We start from the raw sequence: 17242 nt of genomic DNA on the forward strand, positions 1-17242 counted from the left end.
CACCGATCCGCTGCCCGGGGTCGCGAAGTCCTGCTACCTCACGGCCTAGGGACTGTCCGGCGCAACGACGGTGATGACGACGTTGCCGATCTTCCGTCCGGTCTCGACATACCGATAGGCGTCGACGATCTGCTCCAACGGGTACCGTCTGTCGATGACCGGCCTGAACTCTCCCGACTCGAGCAGGTCCCGGAGATGCCGCCATATCTCCTGGTCCTGCTTGGGAAGGGGGAACTTCACCTTCCTGCCGCGGAACAGGGGCGTGACGAACGGCAGGAGCACGTTCTGCCACCAGGGGCCCAGCTCCGAGGACAGGTATGTCCCGCCGGGTTTCAACAGCCGCCTGCAGCGGCCGAACGTGCTCTTGCCGACCGCGTCGAACACCGCGTCATAGCTCTGCTCGTCCCTGGTGAAGTCCTGGGCCGTGCAGTCGACGGCCCGGTCAGCGCCCAGGCCCTTCAGCAGTTCCAAGTGCGCCCCGTCACACACCGCGGTCACAGTGGCCCCGCGATGCTTCAGGAGCTGCACCGCCGCCGAGCCGATGGCGCCGGTCGCGCCGTAGACGAGGACATCGTGCCCGGACCGGATGCCGGCCGTCCTGATGAACGACAGCGCGTAGTGCGAGCCCTCGGTACCGGGAGCGGCATCCTCGAAGCTCACGCCTCTCGGCATGGTCGCGATGGCGCCGCCCTCCGGAACGGACAGATACTCGGCATGGGTTCCGAACGCGCCCTCGTTGTACCCGAAACACCCGGTCGCCGACCGTGAAGGACGTGACGCCGCTGCCGACCGCGTCCACCACTCCCGCGTACTCGGTCCCGAGCACCGTACGCCGCGGCCGGGCAAGGCCGGTAAGCGCGCGCATGAAGAACGGTCTGGCCGCCCGGTAGGCACAGTCCGTCCGGTTGACCGTCGTCGCGTGCACCCTCACAAGAATGTCGTGATTCCCGATCGAGGGCTTGTCCACCTCGGCGACCCGGACCACGGCCGGCGGCCCGTACCGGCTGTGCACTGCTGCCTTCATGGGCGAACCATAGCGGCAATGCTCCTTGCCCCATGCCGGCTGGTTCCGGCCGATGTGGCGGCACTGGGATGCCGAATCAGGAGTCCGGCTCCTGAGTCAGGCTCCATGCTCCGTGGGCGCGCACCTGGTAGTAGCCCGGTCCGGGCCAGGTGACCGTGACGTCGGAGTCGGCGTTGCCCTCCGCGACCGTGGCCCATTCGGCGAGTTCGTGGTCAAGGGCCTGGAGGACGACGGCCCCTCGACCGCGGTGGCGCAGCATGCCGGGGCCGGCGGCGCCCTGGTAGCGCACGACGTCGAAACCCTGGCCATCGATGTGCATGTCGAACGCGGGAATCGCATCGAGCGGTTCCGTTCTGGCCGACCAGCGCTCCCGGGCGCCGTCCCGGAACTCGAGCTGGAATCCCACCTCTCGTCGACCACCGCCCCGGCTCAGAGGGATCCGGGCGACGACAGGGCCGTCGGCGCTGTGCAACTGGTAGCCACGCGGCCGACGCCCCTGCGGGCGGTCCACCCGCACCGTGATGTGGGCGGGGCGCTCCGTCCGGAGCACCAGGACGGCCGACCGGCCCGGCTCGGGCAGCACCACCCGGTGTCTGCCGTCGCCCCTTCCCGACACCTCCCGGCCCGCCCGCCCGCCGCGCCGCTCCGGGCCTTGCGGCGGAGCAGTCGCACGGCCACGTGCCCCACGTGCCTCCTCCGACGCCCGGAACAGGGACACCGTACGGGCTCGGCCCCTCGGTGTGATCGGTTCCCGGCCCTCGGCAATGCGCACTGCGTCGGCGGCGCACACGGCGACATTACGCGGGGCGCCGCCATCCGGCGCCCAGCTGACGTGGGTGGTCGACCGCCCATGCCGTGCGTCGAAGAAGCAGAGTGGCAGCCGCTCAGGCGGTGGACCACCCGCGAGCCGGGCATCCAGACAGGCCAGCGCATGGCGCCCCTCGTCCAGCGCACGCAGCACATCGAGGGCGTCCGCACGGTCCCGATCCCCGACGAGGGCCTGCTTTGCCTCCTCATAGGCGTCCAGGGCACGGACCAGATCCGCGCGCATCTCATCCGTGGCGCCCGGCTGGCCCGGGGAGAAGGAATGGCGGTCGAGAGCCTCCCCGTACGACGTGATCTCCGCCTCGATCCCGGCGAGTTCAGCCGCGCGCCGTCTCCGGTCCGCCCCCGCCCCACGGAACAGACCCAGCCCCAGCCCCCGTCTCAGCCTCATGAGCTCATCCTGCCGCAACCTTCACGTCCATCATCGAGGCGGGCATGTACTTGATCGGCCGCGGGGAGCCGGCGAGCGCTCTGGCCGACTCGCCGGGCACACGCGACCGCTCTGGTTGCCCACGATCGGTCTCACGGCCGCAGTAGGACCGGTCGGCCGAGAAACGCGGCAAGCCGATCGATGGCCGGAGCGGCCTCCTCGACGGGTTGCGGCTCGGCGAATCGTCCCGTTCGGGACTGGGAGGCGAATTGGACCTGAACGAACGCCAGGGCTTGCTCGGCGAGATCTTCGGGCAGCCGGGCAGGGATTCCGGTGGCCTGGGCGAGGTCCCATCCGTGAGCGAGCAGATCGTACAGACGGATCTGCAAGCGCTCGGCGCCCGTGGCGCTCCCCAGGGGACCGCGATAACTCCGCTCCAGTACCCCGGGACGGGAGAAAGCGGCCTGCAGCGAAGCTCCGGAGGACCGATAGGCTCCGGCCGGGTCGTCACCGAGCAGGTCTGCCCCGCGCTCGGGCATCGGGCCACCCTCGATCAAGGCTACGAACACCAGGTCCATGCCGACCAGGTGGTTGACCACATCACGCACGTTCCATTCCGTGCACGGCGTCGGCGCCTTCCACTGCTCGGGCCGGATCTCGGCGATCAGGTCACCGACGACTTCACACGCGCGTACGAGATCTTCAACGGAAGCGGTAGTCATCGGGCAAGACTAAGGCGGCATCCGTCAGGGGCCCGATGGTTTTCCAGTGGTCCGGAGAAAGGCATGTCCGTTCACCGAGCCAGTCCAGAACGTTGCGGCCCAGGCCGTCCACGACACCGGGTGTCGGCGTCGGAGGATGCGCTCAGGGTCAGGGACTGTCACGGCCGGTGGGGGGGACCCGGTGGGTGAGGGCCGGAGGCGGAGGTGAAAGCTGTGGGGAGATCAACTCCCGATGGAGGTACGTGAGATGACGAGTAGTCTGCCGCGCCGTTCGGTGCTGGGCGGGATGATCGGGGGCCTGGCGCTGTCTGCCGTCGCGGCCGGGACCGGTGCCGGGCATGCGCAGGCTGCGGAACGAGGGCGGAGCACCGCGCGTCCCGGCGTGGGCCGGGAGCCGTATGTCGCGGTGGCGGTGGGCGGCGGGGGCGGGCCCACGGGCTCCGACCGGGTGCATGTGCTCAAGGTCGGCCCGGACACGGCGGATACGGTGCTGGTGCTGGTGCCCGGTATGTTCGGGGCGGCCAATGACTTCCGGCTGCTCGCCCGGGACCTGGTGGAGGCGGTGCCCGGGGTGCAGGTGTGGGCGCTCGACCGACGTGAGGAGAATCTGGCCGACCGGTCCGGATTCCTCGGCTCCGACCCCCTCGGTTACTACCTGGACGACCGCTACCGCACACAGGACCCGGCCGCGTCCGGCTTCGCCGGGAGCTGGGGCCTGGCGCTCACCCTGGAGGACATCCGGGCGGTCGTACGGGTGGCGCGCTGCGGGGGCCGGCGGCGGGTCGTGCTCGGCGGACACTCCTGGGGAGCGACGACCACGATGGCGTACGCGGCCTGGGACTTCCAGGGCCACCCCGGGTACCGGGACCTCGCGGGGCTGGTACTGGTCGACGGCGGTGTGCGCGGAGCGTTCGAGGGGACGGGCGAGCCGGTGCGCAACTCGCCCGAGGAGGTGCGGGAGCGGCTGGCGGCCATCGAGGCCGGGGCGGTCTTCGACATGACCCTCAGCGCCGTGGGAGTGGGCAGCCGTGCCGAGAGCACGCAGATCTGGTACCAGCTCGCCGGCTGGTACGCGCATCACGACCCGGACGGCCGCTCCGTGCTCCAGCCCCGACTGCCCGAGGCCCTGCGACTGCCGTACGCCGTCACCAACGCCGGACTGCTGGGCGTACTGGTGGACGCGGGCTTCGGCTGGCCGAACGACATCAGCGTGCACTCAGGACACCTCGCCGACAGCGGAGACGTCCGCACCTGGGTCGACGAGGGCATCACCCCGATCAGCCGGGTCGCCGCCGCTTACGCCGGACCGGTGCCGGCCGTGTGGGAGTGGTACTGGCCGTCCCGGCTCTCGGTCGACCTCGACGTCACGGACTCCTACACCGACTCCGAACTCGCCCGCTCCCTGGGCTTGCGGCTGCGCCACGCCCAGGAACTCGACGTACCGCTCTACGCCTTCCAGACCAGCTACGCCAAGGGCACCATCGCGGCCGCGGCTCGCCAGGTCGTGAACGACTCGCGCATCCCCCGCGCGCTGTACGAGACCGACAACGGCATGAACCACCTCGACCCGCTCTTCGCCGCCGCGTCCCACAACCCACTCACACCCACGCTCGCAGCGTTCCTCGACAGCCTCCGAAGCTGAAACGACGTGCCCGGGCGGGCGGAAGTGAACCGCCCGCCCGGGCTCGGTGTTGCGCCGGAGGGGTTTCCAGCGGGACCGTCAGACGATCATCCACTGCTGGTTCGCGCCGGCGGTGCAGCTCGCCTGGTCCAGGGCCGCCCCGTTGGCGGTCGACGCCCCGGCGACCTCCAGGCACTTGCCGCTGTTGACGTTGGTGAAGGTGACGTAGCCGCCGATCACCGCCGTCCTCGTCCAGAGTTGATGGGTGGCTCCGGTGCACGTCGACTGGACGGCCACCGCGCCGTCGGCGGTGGAGGCGCCGGAGATCTGCAGACACTTGCCGCTGTTGACATTGACCAGCTCGTAGTTCGAGCCGACGCTCGTGGGCACCCACTGCTGGTTGGCTCCGGCGTTGCAGTTCCCTGAATTGACGGCCGCGCCGTCCGCGGTGCTCACGAACCAGACGTCCGCGCACTTGGCGCTGTTGCGGTTCAGCAGGTGGTTGTTCGCCGCTCCGAGCGGACTGGCGATGACGGGCCACCCGCCGGAGAAGGTGACCTGACGGATGTCGAGGGTCTCCTGTCCGGAGTTGTTCCCGTCGTAGTAGTGGTAGGCGAGGAACTTCGACGTGCCGTCGTCGTAGGCGTCCGCGCCGCCGGCTGCCACCCTGGGGTATGCGCCGGTGAGGACGGTGGTTCCTCCGCCGGAGGCCATGTCCGTGCCGTTCTGGTCGAGGTAGGGGCCCGTGATGCCGGCGGAGCGCCCGACCACCGTGTAGTAGGTGCTGTTGACACCGCTGCAGCAGTTGCCCTTCGAACCGAAGAGGTAGTAGTAGCCGCCGTTGAGGATGATCGTCGGGTTCTCGATGCCGACGGCGATGTGCCAGAGGTTGTTGTCGCTGGTGGACAGCTTGCCGGTAGTGGCGTCCAGGACGTGCATGTAGGTGCCGCTGCCGGTCCAGGAGCCCCAGGAGATGTACAGCCGGCCGTCCGGCCCCCAGTCGACGTTGGGGTCGATCGGGTAGTTGACGTCGGTGACCATGCCCTGGTCGGTCCAGGGGCCCTCGATGTTCGTGGCGGTGGCCAGGCCCATCACGGCGTACGAGCTGCCCCAGAGGGAGCCCGCGTAGTAGAGGTGGTAGGTGCCGTTGAAGTACTTGATGTCGGGGGCCCAGATGTTGGGCGGCGTCGAACCGAGCTTGGTGGTGATCCAGGACGGAGTCGACTCCCAGACGTTGCCGATCTTGGCCCAGCCGGTGGCGGGGGTGCTGTCGCACGTCCGGCGTTCGGTGATGGCGCCGCTCGGGTTGAGCGAGTCGTTCTCGAATCCGGTGGAGAAGCCGTAGTAGCAGCTGCCCACCTTGATGACGCTCGGGTCGTGCATGCGGATGTCGCCGCTGAGCGCCCGCGCCGGGCCGGCGGTGAACAGACCGAGAACGGTCATGAGTGCGACCACGATCGCGGCGAGGGCGGGGTGACCGCGCCGTCTGCGGATGCCGGGACGGGGACCTTCGGTGTGATGACTGGTCATGCGAAACTCCGTTGTGTCGCTGATGTGTCGGTTGATATGCCGGTCGGCAGGGTCAGGGCGATGCGGGCCGGTCGGTGCTGTGCTCCGGTCGCCACGTGGTGGTGGTGCCGGTGGTCAGCGCGGTCACGCCGCCGTCGGGCCACTCGATCCGCGCTGTTGTGCCGGTGGGCACCGTGGCCCGCACCTCAAGGCCTGAGGCGTGCAGCTCCCACCGGATGGCCACGCGACCGTACGGGGACTCATGGGCGGCGCCTGCCCAGGTGATGCCGCCGCCCGGTCGCGGGCGGAAGACGATGTCGCGGTAGCCGGGTGAGGCCGCGGTCAGTCCCGCGACGGTGGTGTGCAGCCACTGGGCGACGGCGCCGAGGGCGTAGTGGTTGAAGGAGGTCATCTCGCCCGGGTTGACGGTGCCGTCGGGGAGCATGCTGTCCCAGCGCTCCCAGATGGTGGTGGCGTCGTGCTTGAGCGCGTACAGCCAGGATGGGCACTCCTGCTGGAGGAGGAGGGCGTAGGCGGTGTCGGTGTGGTTGGTGGCGCTGAGCGCGGGTGTCACCAGGGGCGTGCCGATGAAACCGGTCTGGATGGTGTGCCCGCCTTCCGCGACCAGTTGGGCCAGGCGGTCGCCCGCGGCGGTCCGGGCCGCCGGGTCGGGCAGGAGGTCGAACTGGAGGGCGACGGCGTAGGCGGTCTGGGTGTCGCTGGTCATCAGGCTGTTGGGGAGCAGGTATGCGTCGATGAAGGCCTGACGTACTCGGTTCGCCAGCTCCTCGTACATGCGCCGGTCTTCGTCGTGTCCCAGGACTCCGGCGGTCCACGCCAAGTGCCGCGCGGACCAGGCGTAGTACGCGGTGGCGATGAGGTGGCGGTCGGTGAGGCCGGCACCGGGGTCGTCCGGGGGCGCGGCGGGGTCGAGCCAGTCGCCGAGTTGGTAGCCGCGGTTCCACAGGCCGGACGGATCGGCGAGCGCGGTGATGAGGCCGACCCAGCGGCGTGCGCTTTCGTACTGGGCGGCCAGCAGGGCGGTGTCGCCGGAGTCCAGGTACAGGTCCCACGGGGTCAGGGTCGCGACGTCGCCCCAGCCGGCGCCGGGTCTGGCCGGTGTCCATTGCGGTCCGCCGGGAATGGCCGGTACGTACCACGGCACGGTGCCGTCGGCGTGCTGTTCGACGGCGACGTCGCGCAGCCAGGACGCGAGCATGCCGTGGCAGTCGTACAGGAAGGCGGCGGTGGGCGCGAAGACCTGGATGTCGCCGGTCCAGCCGAGGCGTTCGTCGCGCTGTGGGCAGTCGGTGGGGAGGTCGACGAAGTTGCCGCGCAGGCTCCAGACCACGTTCTGGTGCAGCCGGTTCACCTGGTCGTTGGAGCACTCGAACCAGCCGGTCCTGGCCATGTCGGTGTGGTGGACGCGGGCGGTGATGTCGTGGTGGGGATCGCCGCCGCACCAGCCGGTGATCTCGGCGTACCGGAAGCCGTGGATGGTGAAGCGCGGCTCCCAGGTCTCGGGGCGCCCGCCCTTCAGGACGTACCGGTCGGTGGAGACGGCCTCGCGCAACGGGCGCACGCACAGCTCCCCGTCCTGGAGCACCTCGGCGTGACGGATGACGACGGTGTGCCCGGCTGGACCGGTCACGGTGATGCGGACCCTGCCGACGAGGTTCTGTCCGAAGTCCACCAGGAGACGGTCGGTGTCCAGGGCGGTCACCCGGACCGGGGCGATCTCCTGCGTGCAGCGCACCGGCGGGCCCGTGGGGGCGACCAGCGTCGCCGGATCCCGGGTGACGACGGTGACCGGTGACCAGCCGCTGTCGTCGAATCCGGGGCGGGACCAGCCCGGCGGTTCGTCGCGTGCGTCGTAGGTCTCGCCGTCGAGCAGGCCCGAGGACTCGATCGGCCCGTGGGCGGCCCGCCAGGAGGTGTCGGTGCCGATGGTGGTGCGGGTTCCGTCGCGGTGGACGATTTCGAGTTGGGCGAGGAGTGCGACCCGGTCGCCGTAGACGTTCGCGTGGCCGCCGTGGAAGCCCAGCCGCCCTCGGTACCAGCCGTCGGCCAGCCATGCGCCGATGGTGTTGGCGCCGGTGCGCAGGTGTTCGGTGACGTCGTGGGTCTGGTAGCGCAGCCGGTGGTCGTAGCTGGTCCAGCCGGGCGCGAGTGCGTGATCGCCGACCCGCCGGCCGTTGATCTCGATTTCGTACAGCCCGTGGGCGGTGACGTACAGCCGCGCGCTCTCCACATCGGCGCCGGCCTGGAACTCCTTGCGCAGCAGCGGCGGCCGCCGGTCGCTGTCCGGCCACTGCGGTGAGATCGCCTGCGCCGTCCAGTCCGACGGCTCCAGCAGTCCGGTCTCCACTGTCAACGGCGGGCTCCAGTCGCTGGCCGTGCCGTCGGCGCCGCGGACCCGGACGCGTATCGCGGAGCGTTCCCGCGACGCCAGTGGCCTGTCGTTCGGCCAGGCGACGAGTACGGATTCCTCGGAGGCCACCCAGACCGTGCGGTGCGCCCCGTTGGCGCGGGTGACCTCGAACTGGTAGGCCTGCTGCGTCCAGTTGGCCGGTGCTGTTGTCTTCCAGGAGATCCGGGGCTCCGGCTCACCGATGCCGAACGGTTCCCGGTGGTGTTCGGCGGTCGGCGCGGCGACCACCGGTATCGGCTCGTGGGTCATCCCTTCACCGCCCCGGCGGTCAGGCCCTTGATGATGCGCTGGTTGATCAGCAGGTACAGCACCAGGGCGCCGACCACGTTGATGCTGATCGCGGCGAACAGCGGCCCGTAGGCCGTCTCGCCGTACTGCCCGGTGAAGTTGAGCAGCCCCACCTGGATGGTGCGCAGGTCGTCGTTGGTGGTGAAGGTGAGCGAGATGAGCAGGTCGTTCCAGATGAAGAAGAACTGCACCAGCCCGACGGTGAAGACGGCGTTGCGGACCATGGGGAAGGCGATCCGCCAGAAGGCTCCGAGGATGCTCGCGCCGTCGAGAGTGGCGGCTTCGAACACCTCGCGCGGGATCGACCGGAAGAAGGTGGCCATCATGAAGACGGTCAGCGGGAGACCGGCCGCGGTGTAGGTGATGATCAGCGGCCACAGCGTCCCGGACAGCCCCGCCTGGAAGTACACCCGGAACAGGGGCAGCAGAATCATCTGGCTCGGCACCATGATCCCGACGAGAAAGACGAGCAGGACCTTGTGGCGTCCGCGCCAGACCATCACCTCCAGAGCGAAGCCCGCGGCGACGCCGAGCAGGATGATGAGTGCGAGCGACGGCACGGTGGCCAGGATGCTGTTGCGGATGTACAGGGCGACGTGCCCGGTCGTCCACGCCTCGGCGTAGTTGTGGAAGTTCCAGTTCTTCGGAAGCGACCAGGCGGGGTCGTTGACGAACTCGGACTGGGTCTTGAAGGAGCTCAGCAGCAGCCACAGCAGCGGCGCCACCTCGATCACCAGCAGCAGCGCGACGAGCGTGTTCCGCACCAGACGCCGGGCGTGCCGGCCCCGCCGCAGGGCCGCTGTCGGCGGGCGGGTGAGGGGTTCCCGCGGCGGTGCCGTCAGGGAGTCGGTCATGGGAGTTCAGCCCTTGGTCAGGTCGCGTCGCGAGAAGCGGAAGATGATGAGGGTGACGCCGAGGCAGACGACGGTGAGCAGCGATGCGATGGTGCTGCCGTAGCCGTAGTCGCCGTAGGAGAAGGCGGTGCGGAACATGTACAGCGTGAGTGGCGTGGTGTCGCTGCCCGGCCCGCCGTTGGTCAGGGCCAGGACCGAGTCGAACACCTTGAGCGTGCCGTTGATGCTGAACACGACCGACGACAGCACCACGGGCCAGGACAGCGGCAGGACGATGTGCCGGACCAGCCGCAGTCCCGTGGCGCCGTCCATCCGCGCCGACTCGATGGTCTCCTCGGGGATGTCGAGCAGCCCCGCGTAGATGAGCACGCCGTAGAAGCCCATGGAGCGCCATACGTCCATCACCACCAGGACCATGAAGGCCCCCGCGCCGCTGGCGAACCAGTCCCCGTGGTGGATGCCCAGCGCTTCGATGGCGGTGTTGGCCAGGCCGTTCTGCGGCGCGACGGCGAAGAGCTTCTGGAACATCAGGGCCACGGCGACCGTCGGAAGGATCACCGGGAAGAACACCAGCGTGCGGATGAGCGCGGACGACCTGCGCAGGACGAACACGTAGAGCAGCGCGAGCAGGTACCCGGCGAGCACCTGCCCGACGCTGACGACGACCCCGTACTTGAAGGTGAACCACAGCGCCGAATGCGCCTGCGGGTCGTGCCACAGCTTCTCGAAGTTGCCGAACCCGTCGAAGGTGAAACCCTCGATGACGTTCCCCTTGAAGAAGGTGTAGCCCAGGGACCACACCATCGGCACCAGCATTGCCAGTGTGTACACGAGCAGCGCCGGACCCAGCAGGATGGCGAGGGCGCGGCGGTCTCCCAGAACTGAACGCATGACGGCTCTTTCACGTCTTTCACGAAGGGTCGGTACGGTTCACAGCGGGCGGCGGACGGCGGACGCGTCAGCCGTTGTCCAGGTCCGCCTGGATCTTCTGCATGAAGTCCTTCGCGGAGATGGACCCGGTGACCAGCGGCGCGGCGTTGGTCTGGCTGGTCTCGGTCGCCTTCGTGTTGAACAGCGCCTCGAACCACAGGGTGCTGGTCGTGGTCTTCGAGATGGTGTTCTGCACCAGCTGCGTGAGCGCCGGCAGCGTGCCGGTGTCGCCGGTGGGCTTGAACCCGGAGATCGTGCCCTGGTCCTTCAGCGAGGCGGCGCCGTAGTTCTTGGCGGTGCAGGAGAGCCAGTCGCCGACCTTGGCGTTGTACGACTTCGCGGAGACGGCGACCGGGAGACCGACGTTGGCCGGGATCTGGTCTGCGGACCCCTTGCCGCCGGACACGGTCGGGAACGGCATGAAGCCGATGTTGTCCGCACCGACCTGGTTCTTGGTCTTGTCGTTGAAGTCGCCGAGCTCCCAGCTGCCCATGTAGAACATCGCGGCCTTGCCGGTCAGGAACTGCTGCACCCCGGTGTCGTAGTCGATCGATCCGACACCCTTGCCGAAGTAACCCGCCTTGCCCAGGTCGGCGATGGCCTGCGCGGCCTTGACGTACGCGGGGTCGGTCAGCTTCGCCTTGCCGTCCGCGACGGCCTGCAGGGCGTCCGGGCCCAGCTCCCGGTACAGGTAGCCACTGACGAGACGGGTGAGGGGCCACCCCTCCTTGCCGGCCGCGGAGAAGGGGATGACCCCCGCGCTCTTCAGCTTCGCGGCTGCCGCGACCAGTTCGTCGTACGTCGCCGGGACGGCGATGTCGTGGGCGGCGAGAAGCTTCTTGTTGTACCAGATGCCCTCGATGTTGAACTGGTACGGCATCACGTTGAACTTGCCGTACAGGTTCTGCACCGTCTTGACCGCGGCGGGCTGGATGCTGTCCCACACCCCGAGGTCCTTGAGCGTCTTTTCGAGGTCGAGGACCTGACCGGCCTTGTCCAGCGTCTTGGTGAGCGCCGGAGTGCCGCCCGCCGCGAACTGCACGGGCAGGGCGTCCTGCCCGGCGAGGAGCTGCACCTTCTGGTCGACGTTGCTGATCGGCAGCGTCTGGATCTTCAGCGGCAGAGCCGCGTTCTGCGCCTTGCAGGCGCCGGTGCTCAGGGACTTGAGCTCCTGCTGCACGATGTGGTTGTCGTCGTTGATGGTGAGGGTGTACGCCTTGGCGCCGCCGCTCGACGCATTCGTGCCGCCGCAGCCGCTGAGCAGAAGGCCGGCGGTGGTGGCGGTCGCCAGGATGACGAGTCTGCGGGACTTGGGGGTGTGGTGCACGGGGTGGCTCCTCGCGATGCACAGCGCGTTGAAACGCTTCAATGTTGCCCCGGAACCTACGACCCGCTACGCCGCGGTGTCAAGGATGATTCGTCAATATTTCCGAACCGCAATGTGTGCACCACGGCAGGAAGCGGGCACGCCAGGACGCCGGGCCCGAAGTACGAAAAGAGAGCGGGCTACCTGGTCAGCGCGGCGCGCTGGCGCGGACGACCAGCTCGGGCTCCAGCACGACGGTGGCATGCCGGTGCTTCTCGCCCGCGGCCACCTCGTCCATCAGCAGGCGCATCGCTTCCTGCCCCATCAGCCGACCCGGCATGTCCACCGCGGTCAGAGGCACCGCCGCGGAACCCGCCGCGCGGTTGTTCTCGCATCCGACGACCGCGACCCGGTCGGGCACGCCGATTCCCGCCACCGTGTGCAGTTCGTGGATGATGCCGTTGGCCAGTTCGTCAGAGACCACGATGAGGCCGTCCGGCAGGTCGCCGGGCTTCCGCCGCACGAGATCCTTCCCGACCAGGTGCCCGTCCGCCGTGGTCAGACCGGTGCTGCCGATCTCCTCCAGCGTCACCCGGCCGCCGGCCTCCTCGACCGCCGCACGCACGCCCCTGCGCCGGTCGCGCACGGGCTGGTAGTCGTCGCGCGCGACGACGTACGCCAGCCTGGTGCGTCCGGTGTCGATGAGGTGGCGCGCCGCGAGGTATCCCACGTGCTCGTTGTTGACCAGCACCGAGCAGCACGTACCCGGTCTCGGCGAGAAATTGAGGAGCACGATCTGGCGTCCGTGCGAGCGCATCCGGGCTATCGCAGCCGCGGAGTCCAGCATCGGGGCCAGCAGCATGCCGGTCACCCGGGACTCGTCGAAGAGGTCCAGGTACTCGTCCTGGAGCGTCATGTCGCACATCGTGTTCGCCAGCAGCAGGCTGAGGCCGGCCACGCGGGCGGCCTCCTGCGCACCGTGCGCCATGTCGATGAACAGCGAGTTCTCAAGGTCCGCGAGAACCATGCCGACGCTGTCGTTCGATCCGGACGCCAGCGACCGGGCCGCGTCATTGCGTACGAAACCCAGCTGGGTGATGGCTTCCCGGACGCGTTCCGCCGTCGCGGGGCTGACCTTGGCCGGACTGTTCAGGACGTTGGAAACGGTGCCGAGCGAGACACCCGCCGCCTTCGCGACATCCTGCATGCTCGGACCGGCACGCCCCTGCACTCGTCGACCTGCGGCTGCCACGACGCTCCTTGACCTCCGGTCTCGTTCGGCCTGGACACGACACTAACGGGAGTCAGGCTGTTGCTGCCAAGCGCAGGATACATGTCTGCGTTATAGCGCTCCAATACTCGCAACCGGCCGCGGATCGCTCGTACGGCGAATGACGTCGCGCATGCCGAGGTCACAGCACTCCTCCCCCGCGCGTCTCGCCGTGAGCGGCCGCTCACCGGATCGACCTCCGAGCCGGCACTACGGTGGCGACAAGACCGGCTTAAGGGATGATTGCGCGGACTCTTGACGGGTGACACGGAGCATGCCAGCCTCACACCGCCGAAGGAATTGAAGCGCATCAATCCTTCTGTTCAACCTGCTCAGCGCCCCTGTCCTGCGCTGGAACACATCGCGAGCCGTCGCTCACGCGCTGTCCTCACAGTCCTTCTCTCACCGTCGAGGGAGTCACAAAACCATGCACAGAAGACGACACTCATGGGCGAAGGCCGCGGTCATCGGCGCCATAGCCGCCCTGGTGCCCTTCACGACCACGGCCACGTCCGCCCAGGCCATCACGTACAGCGGCGGCGTCATGTGGCGGCCGCCGAGCGGAGCGCCCTCGTACGGCTCGCTCTACGCGCACGCGATCAGGCTCCAGCACAGCACCGACTCCAACGGCACGCTCCTCGCGTCCTTCGAGCAGTACTCCGGCAACGGCATGCCGGTGTACCGCAGCACCGACTCGGGGCACACCTGGACGCAGATCTCCACGATCAGCGACCAGGTCAACTCATGGAACAACATCCAGCTCGAACCGGTGCTCTACGAGCTTCCGCAGGCGGTCGGCGCGTTTCCCGCGGGAACGATCATCGCGGCGGGCGACTCCATCCCAACCGACAACTCCGCGACCAAGATCGACATGTACGCCAGCACCGATCACGGGGTGACCTGGAGCTTTGTCAGCTCCATCGCCACCGGCGGCGCGGCCGTCGCCCAGAACGGGTACACCCCGGTCTGGGAACCGTACTTCCTCGTGGCGAACAACAAGCTCATCGCCTACATCTCCGACCAGCGGGACACCGCGCACGGCCAGAAGCTCTCCCACTTCACGACGACCGACGGCATCAACTGGTCGTCCGAGGTCGACGACGTCACATACCCGGCCTACAGCGCCCGCCCGGGAATGGCGATCGTCACGCGCATCGGCAACGGGAGCTACATGCTCACCTACGAGTACTGCAACGCGCCGAGCGGCGGCTGCCCCGTGTACTACAAGATCGCTTCCAATCCGGAGAACTTCGGCGCGGCCACCGGAGTGCAGCTCATCACGACGGACAACAAGCGCCCGGACGGCGATCCGTACGTCACCTGGCTCCCGACGGGCGGGCCGAACGGGACGATCGTCGTCCAGGCGTACAGCGACCAGCAGCTGTACGAGAGCACCGACAACGGGGCGACCTGGGTGCGCATGTTCTCCAACACCATCCAGGGCTACAGCCGCGGCCTGCTCCCCCTGGCCGACGGCAAGAGCCTGCTGGTCACCCGGGGCGGCAACCTGGCCAACCGCGGAGCCCAGAACGTGGTGACCTACGGCATCGACGACTTCGGCGGCGGCATCTCGACGGGCGCCTCCTACAAGGTCCAGAACAACCTGAGCTCCCAGGTACTGGGCGTACCCAACGCCAACAACGGGGCGGCGGTCGTCCAGGCGGCGGACAACGGAACGGCCGACCACAACTGGCGGTTCCTGCTCCAGAGCAACGGGTACTACCGGATCCTGAACACCCTCAGCGGAAGGTACCTCGCCGTCCCGGGCGGCTCGCTATCCTCCGGCACCGGCGCCATCCAGTGGACGACGACGGGCGGTGCGGAGCAGGACTGGTCGGTCGAACCGGCGCCGGCGGGCGGGTACACCATCACCAACCGGCGAAGCGACCTGGCGCTGACCATGGCGACCGACACGAACGGCCAGACCTCGACGAACGAGCAGGTCACCCAGGCGCCACTCACGTCCTCGGCGAACCAGCGGTGGAACCTCGTCCAGACGGCGGCTCCGGACTTCACCAGCGGACAGTTCGTGATGGCCAACGTCAACAGCGGAAACTACGCGGAGGTGGTCGGAACCGGCAACGGAACACAGGCCGACCAGTACCGCAACGTGAACCACCCGGACCAGTACTGGACGTTCACCCAGGTCGGCTCCTACTACACGATCACGAACACGTACTCGGGTGACCTCCTGGACTCGGCCGGGGCCACCACCAGCGGCAGCGCCGTCGTCCAGAATCCGGCCTCCGGCGCGACCTCCCAGCAGTGGTCCCTGGTCGACACCGGAGCCGGTCAGTACCAGGTGGTCAACCGCGTCAGCGGACTGGCCCTGGCGGTGGTCAGCGCATCCACCAGCAACGGGGCTTTCCTGGACCAGGAGACCACCTCGACCGCGTCCTCGCAGCGGTGGACCATCACGAAGATCAACTGACCTGCTGCTTTCAGTGGGACCGGGGCCTGTCCGACCGAGATCCACCGGACAGGCCCCGAGTGGTGTCGGCGAGGGCGGCATCGACCAGCGACTCCGCGATGGATCGCGCACACACGACGGCGCGGCCGCTGTTGAGCGCGGTGCCGCGTGCGGCCGCGCCGTCAAAGAGCAGCGCCAGTTGCTCACCGAGGGTCTCCGGGTCGGCGACCCCGGCCTGCCGTGCGATGTCCGTGAGGCGGCGGGCGAACTCCCTCTTGTACGCCGCGGCCAGCTCGTGGGCGGAATGCCCGGGGTCGGGTACCTCGACGCTGACGTTCAGGAACGGGCATCCCCGGAACGGAGCGGTGGTTTCCGGCAGCTTCCAGTCGAAGACGGCGAGGAGCTGCTCACGCGGGCTCGGTGCCGGTCGGCCGGGCGACGGGGGGACTGGCAGGAGAGGGTCCACGAGGGACTGCAGGTATGCCCCGACAAGCTCGTCCTTGCTGGGGAAGTGCGTATAGCCGCCGAGTTGCTGACCCGGTTCGAGGCACGGTACGGATTTCCCCTCGTCGAGGGGTACGGGCTTTCCGAAGGAACCTGCGGCTCCACGATCAACCCCGTCGCAGGACCCCGACGAGCCGGAACCGTGGGGCTTCCCTTCCCGGGACAGGAGATCCGGATCGTCGACGCGGCCGGCACGGAGGTGGCCTCCGGCCTGGACGGCGAGGTCATCGTGCGCGGCCCCAATGTCATGCAGGGCTACCTCGGCCGTCCGGAGGAAACAGCCCGGGTCGTCATCGACGGCTGGCTGCACACCGGCGACGTCGGCCACCTCGACACGGAGGGCTATCTGACCCTGGTCGGGCGGTCGAAGGACATGATCATCCGAGGCGGGGAGAACATCTACCCCAAGGAGATCGAGGACGTCCTGGCGGCCAACCCGTCCGTCCTGGAGGCTGCCGTGATCGGCGTGCCGGACGAGAAATGGGGCGAGGTGGTCGTCGCCTACGTCCAGCCACGGCCGGGCGTCTCAGTCGATCCCGCGGCTCTGAATGAACTCTGCGCTCGCCGCCTCAGCGGCTACAAGCGCCCCACCTCCTACGTCGTGGTGGAAGCCATCGCCAAGAACGCGGTCGGCAAGATCGACAAGGCCTCGTTGCGGGCAGGCCACGCCGCTACCCCTGCTGGGGCATGACAACCCGCGGCAGGCAGATCCACCTACCACTTACGGCGTGGGTGCGTCAGTTACTCGGGTGGGCACTGTTCCACCTCTGAAAGGTGCCTCTCCGCCCAAGCGTGCAATTCCCTCAAAGCCGGTTCGAGGGCCGCGCCCGCCTCCGTCAGACGGTATGAGACCCGCAGCGGCGGCCCCTTGTGCACTCGGCGTACGACGAGCCCTGCCGCCCCCAGCTCGGTCAGCCGGTCCGAGAGCATGCGCTCGCTGATGGCCGGGATGGCCCTGCGCAGTTCGGCGAAGTGCGCAGGGCCGCACAGCAGCACCCCCATGATCAGGCCGCTCCAGCGCTTGCCGAACAGGGTGAAGGCACGTGTGACGGCGTCGTTCACCGACACGCGTGGTGCTGTGACCGGTCCCTGCATGCCGCTCCGTCTCCTGGCCCGCTGACGACCCGGCGGCCGTCAGAACATCGTGTTGTCGTTGGCGGAGGTATTCGGCACGTCCT

At 68.7% G+C, this 17242-nt stretch carries 14 protein-coding genes and 1 pseudogene; 3 read left to right on the plus strand and 12 right to left on the minus strand.

Annotation, left to right across the window (positions count from 1 at the left end; translation table 11 throughout):
- Positions 1–45 precede the first annotated feature (45 nt).
- The 4 genes and pseudogenes from OG607_RS03510 to OG607_RS03525 form a co-directional block, all read right to left on the minus strand.
- Complete coding sequence (locus OG607_RS03510; protein WP_405718584.1) at positions 46–660, minus strand: NAD(P)-dependent alcohol dehydrogenase; 615 nt, start codon at positions 658–660, stop codon at positions 46–48.
- Positions 661–709: 49 nt separating this feature from the next.
- A pseudogene (locus OG607_RS03515) lies at positions 710–1024 on the minus strand (alcohol dehydrogenase catalytic domain-containing protein); the annotation flags it as partial.
- A 76-nt stretch (positions 1025–1100) separates the two neighbouring features.
- Positions 1101–2240: a hypothetical protein gene (locus OG607_RS03520; RefSeq protein WP_405718587.1), complete on the minus strand. Its 1140-nt coding sequence runs from the start codon at positions 2238–2240 to the stop codon at positions 1101–1103.
- Between the two features lie 131 nt (positions 2241–2371).
- Positions 2372–2941, minus strand: a complete 570-nt coding sequence (locus OG607_RS03525; protein WP_405718590.1) for a TIGR03086 family metal-binding protein — start codon at positions 2939–2941, stop codon at positions 2372–2374.
- Between the two features lie 247 nt (positions 2942–3188).
- Here OG607_RS03525 and OG607_RS03530 point away from each other — a divergent pair, with 247 nt between their 5' ends.
- A complete protein-coding gene (locus tag OG607_RS03530; RefSeq protein ID WP_405718593.1) occupies positions 3189–4583 on the plus strand; it encodes an alpha/beta hydrolase in 1395 nt (464 codons plus the stop codon).
- 78 nt (positions 4584–4661) lie between these two features.
- Here OG607_RS03530 and OG607_RS03535 read toward each other — a convergent pair whose 3' ends face one another.
- The 6 genes from OG607_RS03535 to OG607_RS03560 all read right to left on the minus strand — a co-directional run bounded on the left by OG607_RS03535 (position 4662) and on the right by OG607_RS03560 (position 13087).
- Positions 4662–6092, minus strand: coding sequence for an RICIN domain-containing protein (locus OG607_RS03535; RefSeq protein ID WP_405718595.1), 1431 nt, complete (start codon positions 6090–6092; stop codon positions 4662–4664).
- A 52-nt stretch (positions 6093–6144) separates the two neighbouring features.
- Positions 6145–8751 (minus strand): family 78 glycoside hydrolase catalytic domain, encoded by a 2607-nt coding sequence (locus tag OG607_RS03540; RefSeq protein ID WP_405718597.1) that lies wholly within the window; start codon positions 8749–8751, stop codon positions 6145–6147.
- Positions 8748–9644: a carbohydrate ABC transporter permease gene (locus tag OG607_RS03545; RefSeq protein WP_405718600.1), complete on the minus strand. Its 897-nt coding sequence runs from the start codon at positions 9642–9644 to the stop codon at positions 8748–8750. Before OG607_RS03545 ends, OG607_RS03540 begins: the two co-directional genes overlap by 4 nt.
- 6 nt (positions 9645–9650) lie before the next feature.
- Positions 9651–10535, minus strand: coding sequence for a carbohydrate ABC transporter permease (locus tag OG607_RS03550; protein ID WP_405718602.1), 885 nt, complete (start codon positions 10533–10535; stop codon positions 9651–9653).
- Positions 10536–10602: 67 nt separating this feature from the next.
- Positions 10603–11901: an ABC transporter substrate-binding protein gene (locus OG607_RS03555; protein WP_405718605.1), complete on the minus strand. Its 1299-nt coding sequence runs from the start codon at positions 11899–11901 to the stop codon at positions 10603–10605.
- Between the two features lie 187 nt (positions 11902–12088).
- A complete protein-coding gene (locus OG607_RS03560) occupies positions 12089–13087 on the minus strand; it encodes a LacI family DNA-binding transcriptional regulator (RefSeq protein ID WP_405718608.1) in 999 nt (332 codons plus the stop codon).
- Positions 13088–13577: 490 nt separating this feature from the next.
- Here OG607_RS03560 and OG607_RS03565 point away from each other — a divergent pair, with 490 nt between their 5' ends.
- Positions 13578–15581 (plus strand): RICIN domain-containing protein, encoded by a 2004-nt coding sequence (locus OG607_RS03565; RefSeq protein WP_405718611.1) that lies wholly within the window; start codon positions 13578–13580, stop codon positions 15579–15581.
- Positions 15582–15591: 10 nt separating this feature from the next.
- On the opposite strand, the gene OG607_RS03570 is transcribed toward OG607_RS03565, so the two are convergent.
- Positions 15592–16026 (minus strand): hypothetical protein, encoded by a 435-nt coding sequence (locus OG607_RS03570; protein ID WP_405737495.1) that lies wholly within the window; start codon positions 16024–16026, stop codon positions 15592–15594.
- Between the two features lie 6 nt (positions 16027–16032).
- Here OG607_RS03570 and OG607_RS03575 point away from each other — a divergent pair, with 6 nt between their 5' ends.
- Positions 16033–16755, plus strand: coding sequence for a class I adenylate-forming enzyme family protein (locus OG607_RS03575; protein WP_405736517.1), 723 nt, complete (start codon positions 16033–16035; stop codon positions 16753–16755).
- A 50-nt stretch (positions 16756–16805) separates the two neighbouring features.
- On the opposite strand, the gene OG607_RS03580 is transcribed toward OG607_RS03575, so the two are convergent.
- Positions 16806–17159: a winged helix-turn-helix transcriptional regulator gene (locus OG607_RS03580; protein WP_405718614.1), complete on the minus strand. Its 354-nt coding sequence runs from the start codon at positions 17157–17159 to the stop codon at positions 16806–16808.
- Between the last annotated feature and the right edge of the window lie 83 nt (positions 17160–17242).

Source organism: Streptomyces sp. NBC_01537 (assembly GCF_045040445.1).
Lineage (GTDB): Bacteria > Actinomycetota > Actinomycetes > Streptomycetales > Streptomycetaceae > Actinacidiphila.

Excerpts from the sequence above, each read along its gene's own strand:
- OG607_RS03560 (WP_405718608.1), bottom strand. The coding sequence starts at position 13,087 with ATGCAGGATGTCGCGAAGGCGGCGGGTGTCTCGCTCGGCACCGTTTCC.
- OG607_RS03580 (WP_405718614.1), bottom strand. The coding sequence starts at position 17,159 with ATGCAGGGACCGGTCACAGCACCACGCGTGTCGGTGAACGACGCCGTC.
- OG607_RS03545 (WP_405718600.1), bottom strand. The coding sequence starts at position 9,644 with ATGACCGACTCCCTGACGGCACCGCCGCGGGAACCCCTCACCCGCCCG.
- OG607_RS03530 (WP_405718593.1), top strand. The coding sequence starts at position 3,189 with ATGACGAGTAGTCTGCCGCGCCGTTCGGTGCTGGGCGGGATGATCGGG.
- OG607_RS03520 (WP_405718587.1), bottom strand. The coding sequence starts at position 2,240 with ATGAGGCTGAGACGGGGGCTGGGGCTGGGTCTGTTCCGTGGGGCGGGG.
- OG607_RS03540 (WP_405718597.1), bottom strand. The coding sequence starts at position 8,751 with ATGACCCACGAGCCGATACCGGTGGTCGCCGCGCCGACCGCCGAACAC.
- OG607_RS03525 (WP_405718590.1), bottom strand. The coding sequence starts at position 2,941 with ATGACTACCGCTTCCGTTGAAGATCTCGTACGCGCGTGTGAAGTCGTC.
- OG607_RS03535 (WP_405718595.1), bottom strand. The coding sequence starts at position 6,092 with ATGACCAGTCATCACACCGAAGGTCCCCGTCCCGGCATCCGCAGACGG.
- OG607_RS03565 (WP_405718611.1), top strand. The coding sequence starts at position 13,578 with ATGCACAGAAGACGACACTCATGGGCGAAGGCCGCGGTCATCGGCGCC.
- OG607_RS03550 (WP_405718602.1), bottom strand. The coding sequence starts at position 10,535 with ATGCGTTCAGTTCTGGGAGACCGCCGCGCCCTCGCCATCCTGCTGGGT.